We start from the raw sequence: 6786 nt of genomic DNA, 5'->3' as shown, positions 1-6786 counted from the left end.
CAGCACGACCCCGAGCCCGAGCGTGACCCACGGCAGGTCGCCCTGCAGCTGCGGTGCCACCGGCGCGATGGCCAGGCCGAACAGCGCGAAGACCCCCGCGAAGCCGAGCGTCATCGCCGCGGTCAGCCGCAGCGCGCGCAGCAGCGCGCCGGTGCGGTCCTCGGGCTGGTCACCGAGCACCAGCAACGACAGGTACGCCGGCAGCAGGGCGAACCCGCACGGGTTCACCGCCGCCAGCAGCCCGGCCCCGAGGGCCAGGGAGAGCAGTCCGGCGTCGGGCACTTAGCCCGCGAGCCCGGCGAGCCCGGCGACGGTCGAGTCGAGGTCGGCGTCGCTGAGGTAGCCCGACGCGACGACGTTCTGATCGGCGTCCAGCACCAGGTAGGTGCTTTGAGCGGTGACTCCGAAGTGGCGCCACACGGCGCCGTCCGGGTCGTCGAGCTGGGTGAAGTCGGCGGGCACGGCGTCGGCGAACTCCTCGATCGCGGCGCTCTCGTCGAGGCTGCCGACGCCCACGACGTTGACCTCGTCGCCGTACGTCGTGGCGAGCTCGCTCACGCCGGGGGCCTGGTTGCGGCACGCCGAGCACCACGGGGCCCAGAACCACAGCACCGTCGGCTTGCCGGAGAGACTCTCGCCGGCGAACGGGTCACCGGAGATGGTGGTGGCGTTGAACTCGAGGCTCGCCGCTGACGATCCGTCGGCCGACTGGGTGCCGGAGGAGTCGGTGGTGCCCGCGGAGCAGCCTGTCAGGAGGAGCCCGCCGAGGAGCAGGACGATCGTCACCAGTCGCGTCATGCCGCGAGCCTACGGACGAGTCGGCACCACGAGCCTCCGACGTTCTTACCGACTGGTGACGGCTTCCTCGTGCGGGTCGTCCCGCTCGCGCAGCACCACGACGCACGGGCCGCTGAGGCGCAGCTGCTGCCCGGCACGGACGACGGTGCCCGTCACCAGGTCGGGGTCGGTCGAGAGCGCGACCTCACCCGACTGCACCCACTCGTTCTCGGGGAGCAGCACGTCGACCGGTTCGTCGCCGCTGTGGAACCACAGCACGAACGACGCATCGGTCTGCTGCTCGCCGCGCGGCCCGGGGGAGCGCAGCGGCCGCCCGAGCACGAACATCGCCAACGTGCGCAGCGAGCCGTCGTGCCAGTCGTCACCCGTCATCTCGCGGCCCTCGGGGTGCAGCCACACCAGGTCCTTGGGCCCTCCGGTCATGGTGGGGCGACCCTCGAACCAGTGCCGCTGTCGCAGCGCCGGGTGCTCGCGCCGCAGTCGCAGCGCCGCTCGCGTCACCTCGTAGACGTCGAGCCAGGCGTCGTCGGCGCTCCAGTCGACCCAGGAGACCTCGTTGTCCTGGCAGTAGGCATTGTTGTTGCCGCCCTGGGTGCGCCCGCGCTCGTCGCCGGCGGTGAACATCGGCACGCCGTTGGACAGCAGCAGCGAGACCATCAGGTTCGCCGCGGCTCGGCGGCGGGCCGCGATGATCGCGGGGTCGTCGGTCTCGCCCTCGACGCCGTGGTTGGCCGATCGATTCGAGTCGGACCCGTCGCGGTTGTCCTCGCCGTTCGCCTCGTTGTGCTTGTGGTCGTAGCTCACGGTGTCGCGCAGCGTGAAGCCGTCGTGGGCGGTGACGAAGTTGACCGAGGCGTACGGCGAGCGCCCGTCGTCGGCGTACAGGTCGGAGGAGCCGGACAGCCGGGTGGCGACCGTGCGGATGCCGTCGGTGTGCCCGCGCCAGAAGTCGCGCAGCTCGTCGCGGTACTGGTCGTTCCACTCCACCCAGGGAGGCGGGCAGTTGCCGACCGCGTAGCCGTCCATCGAGGCGTCCCAGGGCTCGGCGATCAGCTTGACCTGGCGCAGCACCGGGTCCTGGCCGATGGCGGTGAGCAACGGGTGGGTGCGCATGTCGACGGCATGGTTGACCCGGGTGAGGGCGGAGAGCAGGTCGAAGCGGAACCCGTCGACGTGGAACTCGGTCACCCAGTGCCGCAGTGAGTCGAGGATCAGTCGCAGTGCGAAGGGGTCGCCGGCATCGACGGTGTTGCCGCACCCGGTGACGTCCCAGTAGGAGTCCACGACTGCACTGTCCTCGCCCTCGGGAATGAGCGCGGGCCGCTTGTCGAGGGCCACGCGTGAGTAGAACCCGAGGTCGTCGAGACCGCGGAAGGACAGCGTGGGTCCGAGCGGGCCCGCCTCGGCGGTGTGGTTGTAGACGACGTCGAGGTAGACCTCGATCTCGGCGTCGTGGAACGCCTTGACCATCTCCTTGAACTCCGTCACCTGCTCCCCGCGGTCGCCGGCGGCGGAGTAGGCGTGGTGCGGGGCGAAGAAGCCGATCGTGTTGTAGCCCCAGTAGTTGGTCTTGTCACGCTCGAGGACGCCGGTCTCCGAGACCGACTGCTGCACCGGCAGCAGCTCGACGGCGCTGACGCCGAGATCGCGCAGGTAGTCGATCACCGCGGGGGAGCCGAGCCCGGCGTACGTGCCGCGCAGGTGCTCGGGCACCCGGTCGTGCAGGGCCGTCATCCCCTTGACGTGCAGCTCGTAGATCACCGTGTCGCGCCAGCGCTGCTTGGTGGGCACCTGCCCGCCCCAGTCGAAGTCGTCGGGGGCGACGACGACGCTGCGCGGCACGTACGGCGCGGAGTCGCTCGTGCTGCGCGTCTGGGGGGACCCGTGGACGTAGCCGTAGACCGCCGGGTCGGGCACCAGGTCGCCACACACGGCACGGGCGAAGGGGTCGAGCAGCAGCTTGTCGGGGTTGAACCGCAGCCCCTGGTCGGGCGCCCAGGGGCCGTCGACCCGGAAGCCGTAGCGGGTGCCGGGGGCGACACCAGGGATGGCGCCGTGCCACACGCTGAGGGTCTGCTCGGTGAGCTGGTGACGCGTCTCGACGCCGTCGTCGTCGAAGAGGCACACCCACGCCGCGGTGCCGCGGGGTGCGTGCACCGCGAAGTTGGTCGACTCCGGCGACCAGGTCGCCCCCAGTGGATCCTGGCGTCCTGGCCACACTGTGGACCGCTCGCCGAGCTGGCTCCATCTCCCCGCACTCATCTGCGGAATGATAGGGAAGAAGATCGATGGCCAGGAGTCAGTCCGGCCACGCCGAGGTTGCAAGGAGACACCGCATGACGTCAGAGGCCCAGTTCGTCCGGCTCGAGGTTGCTGACGGGGTCGGCACGATCCGCCTCGATCGACCCAAGATGAACGCCATCAGCGTGCAGGTGCAGGCCGAGCTGCGGGCCGCAGCGGCCGAGGCCACCGAGCGCGCCGACGTGAAGGCGGTCGTGGTCTACGGCGGCGAGCGCGTCTTCGCGGCCGGCAACGACGTCAAGGAGATGGCCGAGCTCTCCTACACCGAGATGGTCGACCTGTCCTCGTCGGTGCAGTCGGCCGTCACGGCGATCGCCCGCATCCCCAAGCCGGTCGTCGCGGCGGTCACCGGCTACGCCCTCGGCGGCGGATGTGAGCTGGCGATGGCGGCCGACATCCGCATCGCGGCCGACGACGCGACCTTCGGCCAGCCCGAGATCCTGCTCGGGATCATCCCCGGCGCGGGCGGCACCCAGCGTCTGACCAGGCTGGTCGGGCCGAGCAAGGCCAAGGACATCATCTTCACGGGCCGGTTCGTGAAGGCCGACGAGGCGCTCGCGATCGGTCTGGTCGACCGGCTCGTCCCGGCAGCCGACGTCTACGCCGAGGCGTGCGCCTGGGCCGGGCAGTTCACCGCCGCGGCGTCGTACGCCGTCCGCGCGGCCAAGGAGGCCATCGACCGGGGGCTCGAGGTCGACCTGGAGACGGGCCTGGAGATCGAGCGCCTGCAGTTCGCCGGCGTGTTCGCCACCGAGGACCGCTCCATCGGGATGACGTCGTTCGTCGAGAACGGCCCCGGCAAGGCGGCGTTCGTCGGCCGTTGAGGGCGAGTCGGCCGCACCTTCACGACGCGTGTGCAAGGCTCCCACTCAACGGGCCACATGGGGCTGATCCGAGAGGGCAGGAAAATGACTGACGAGAAGAACGTGAACGACCCGGCCGACGCGAGCGGGCACCCCGGCGCGCCTGACGCGTCCACGGCGCCGCCGAGCGGAGCCCCGGCTCCCGCGCCCGCCGAGACCACCAAGGTCACTGAGACCACGAAGGTGGGGAAGCGCCAGCTGCCGCAGATGGACTTCGACACCAAGAAGGTCCGCACGATGGTCGCCAAGGCCTTCTGGGCCGTGTGCGTCTTCTTCGCGCTCGTGCTGGCCGCCGAGGTGCTCCTCATCGCGATCGAGGCCAACGAGCAGAACGACCTTGTCATGTTCCTGCGGGAGACCGCCGACAAGGTCGACCTGGGTCTCTTCGACCTCAGCAGCCCGATCAAGGACTTCAACGAGAAGGTCCCGAACTTCTCCGACACCGGCACGGCGCTGTTCAACTACGGCCTCGCGGCCATCGCCTGGCTGGTCATCGGCAAGATCGGCGACTCGGTGATCCGTCCCTGATCCAGGGCCCGCACCGCACCACGATCTCCAAGCACCGCACAGCACCACCCCGGTCACGTCCCGGTTCCGCTCCCGGAGCCGGGACGTGATCTGTCCCACGTCGGGCGTCTCCTCTACGGACGTGTGTACCGATGTGGTTGACCCGGCGGTAACCTCACGGTTGTCGCATCATCTTCGGCCACCATCCTCCGCGATCCCGTCGCGGAGGGGCCACCGAGTGCATCAGGAGGGGCCGTCCAGGCCACACCACCATGAACATTGTCGTCTGTGTGAAGTACGTTCCCGACGCCACCGCCGACCGGCGGTTCGAGTCGGACAACACCGTTGACCGCGTTGGCGTCGACGGACTCCTGTCCGAGCTCGACGAGTACGCCGTCGAGCAGGCCCTCCAGCTCAAGGAGAAGGCCGAGGACCCGACCAGCGTCACCGTCACCGCCTTGTGCGTCGGCCCCGAGAAGGCCGTCGACGCCGTGCGCAAGGCGCTGCAGATGGGCGCCGACGAGGGCGTCCACGTCTCCGACGAGGCCATCGCCGGCTCCGACTACATCGCCACCTCGCTGGTGCTGGCCAAGGCCGTCGAGAAGATCAAGGCCGACAAGGGCCAGGTCGACCTCGTCATGTGCGGCATGGCGTCCACCGACGCCTCGGGCAGCGTCGTCCCGGCGATGCTCGCCGAGCGTCTCGGCCTGCCGCAGGTCACCTTCGCCTCGGTCATCGAGAGCCAGGGCGACCAGGTCCGCATCAAGCGTGACGGCGACACCGCCACCGAGGTCATCGGCGGCACGATGCCGCTGGTCATGTCGGTCACCGACCAGACCGGTGAGGCTCGCTACCCGTCCTTCAAGGGCATCATGGCGGCCAAGAAGAAGCCGATGGAGACGCTTGCGCTCTCCGACATCGGCGTCGACGCCGGCGAGGTCGGCCTGTCCGTGGCGTGGAGCGAGGTCGCTGACACGACCGAGCGTCCCCCGCGCACCGCCGGCGAGATCGTCAAGGACGAGGACGGCTCGGGCGCCACGGCGCTCACCGGCTTCCTCGCGTCCAAGAAGTTCATCTGAGCCGCCCAGAACAGCTAGAGGAGAACACACATGTCTGAAGTCCTGGTTCTGGTCGACCACGTCGAGGGTGCGGTCCGCAAGCCCACGCTCGAGCTGCTGGCGCTGGCCAAGAAGCTCGGTACGCCGTCCGCGGTCTTCATCGGCGGTGCCGACCAGGTGTCGGCCGCCACCGAGAAGCTCGCTGCCTTCGGTGCCGAGAAGGTGTACGTCATCGACGACGCCGAGATCAAGGGCTACCTCGTGGCCCCCAAGGCCGAGGCGCTGCAGCAGCTGGCCGCCAAGGCCGAGCCGGCCGCGATCCTGATCGTCTCCTCCGCGGAGGGCAAGGAGATCGCCGGCCGTCTGGCCATCAAGCTCGACTCGGGCCTGATCACCGACGCCGTCGACCTCGCCGACGACGGCACGACCACGCAGAGCGTCTTCGCCGGTAACTTCACGGTGCAGGCCAAGGTCACCAAGGGCACGCCGATCATCACGGTCAAGCCCAACTCCGCCACCCCCGACGAGACCGCTGGTGCGGGCACCGTCGAGGAGTTCGCCGTGACGATCTCCGACGCCGCCAAGACGGCCCAGATCGTGGCGTCACAGCCGCGCAAGGCGTCGGGTCGCCCCGAGCTCACCGAGGCGGCCATCGTCGTCTCCGGTGGCCGTGGCACCGGTGGCAACTTCGAGCCGATCGAGGGTCTCGCCGACGCGCTCGGCGCCGCCGTGGGCGCCTCGCGCGCCGCGGTCGACTCCGGCTGGATGCCGCACACCTTCCAGGTGGGCCAGACCGGCAAGACGGTCTCGCCGCAGCTCTACGTCGCGAACGGCATCTCCGGTGCGATCCAGCACCGCGCCGGCATGCAGACCTCCAAGACGATCGTCGCCGTCAACAAGGACGAGGAGGCGCCGATCTTCGAGCTCGTCGACTTCGGCGTCGTCGGCGACCTGCACGCCGTCCTCCCGGCTGCCACCGAGCAGATCGAGATCGGCTCGTCGATCGCCGTTGCGTTCGCACGCACGCCCATGACGCTGGCCAACACTGCCCACGACCTGCAGTCGCTCAGCGGCGGCCGCTTCGTCCTCGGTCTCGGCAGCCAGATCCGACCCCACATCGAGAACCGCTACTCGATGCCGTGGTCACACCCGGCCCGGCGGATGCACGAGTTCGTCCGTGCGCTGCACGCGATCTGGAACACGTGGGAGGACGGCGCGCCACTCGAGTTCGACGGCGAGTTCTACCGCCACACGCTCAT

General features: G+C 69.7%; 7 protein-coding genes and 1 pseudogene. 5 read left to right on the top strand and 3 right to left on the bottom strand.

All coding sequences use genetic code 11. From position 1 onward, the window contains the following. The 3 genes from VOI19_RS11045 to glgX all read right to left on the bottom strand — a co-directional run. Window positions 1-282 (bottom strand): cytochrome c biogenesis protein CcdA (locus VOI19_RS11045; protein WP_323793018.1); only part of this gene is annotated, 282 nt, incomplete at its 3' end. After that, window positions 283-798: a TlpA family protein disulfide reductase gene (locus tag VOI19_RS11040; RefSeq protein WP_323793017.1), complete on the bottom strand. Its 516-nt coding sequence runs from the start codon at window positions 796-798 to the stop codon at window positions 283-285. Between the two features lie 45 nt (window positions 799-843). Continuing rightward, on the bottom strand, window positions 844-3060 hold the full coding sequence (gene glgX, locus VOI19_RS11035) for a glycogen debranching protein GlgX (protein WP_323793016.1): 2217 nt from the start codon (window positions 3058-3060) through the stop codon (window positions 844-846). A gap of 74 nt (window positions 3061-3134) precedes the next feature. Here glgX and VOI19_RS11030 point away from each other — a divergent pair, with 74 nt between their 5' ends. The 5 genes and pseudogenes from VOI19_RS11030 to VOI19_RS11010 all read left to right on the top strand — a co-directional run. Further along, a complete protein-coding gene (locus VOI19_RS11030) occupies window positions 3135-3923 on the top strand; it encodes an enoyl-CoA hydratase/isomerase family protein (protein ID WP_323793015.1) in 789 nt (262 codons plus the stop codon). 84 nt (window positions 3924-4007) lie between these two features. Beyond that, the gene (locus VOI19_RS11025) at window positions 4008-4490 is read left to right on the top strand and encodes a hypothetical protein (RefSeq protein ID WP_323793014.1); all 483 of its coding nucleotides are present in this window, start codon (window positions 4008-4010) and stop codon (window positions 4488-4490) included. 251 nt (window positions 4491-4741) lie between these two features. Continuing rightward, a complete protein-coding gene (locus tag VOI19_RS11020; protein ID WP_323793013.1) occupies window positions 4742-5548 on the top strand; it encodes an electron transfer flavoprotein subunit beta/FixA family protein in 807 nt (268 codons plus the stop codon). A gap of 30 nt (window positions 5549-5578) precedes the next feature. Beyond that, a pseudogene (locus VOI19_RS11015) lies at window positions 5579-6514 on the top strand (electron transfer flavoprotein subunit alpha/FixB family protein); the annotation flags it as partial. Then, window positions 6512-6786, top strand: a 275-nt coding sequence (locus VOI19_RS11010; RefSeq protein ID WP_323793019.1) for an LLM class flavin-dependent oxidoreductase, incomplete at its 3' end; no start/stop codon positions are given. The pseudogene VOI19_RS11015 and the gene VOI19_RS11010, both read left to right, overlap by 3 nt.

Origin of the sequence: Nocardioides sp. (genome assembly GCF_034670285.1) — a bacterium.
Classification (GTDB): domain Bacteria; phylum Actinomycetota; class Actinomycetes; order Propionibacteriales; family Nocardioidaceae; genus Nocardioides.
Note: the sequence above shows the minus strand (reverse complement) of the source record. Positions and strands in the feature narration are given on the sequence as shown.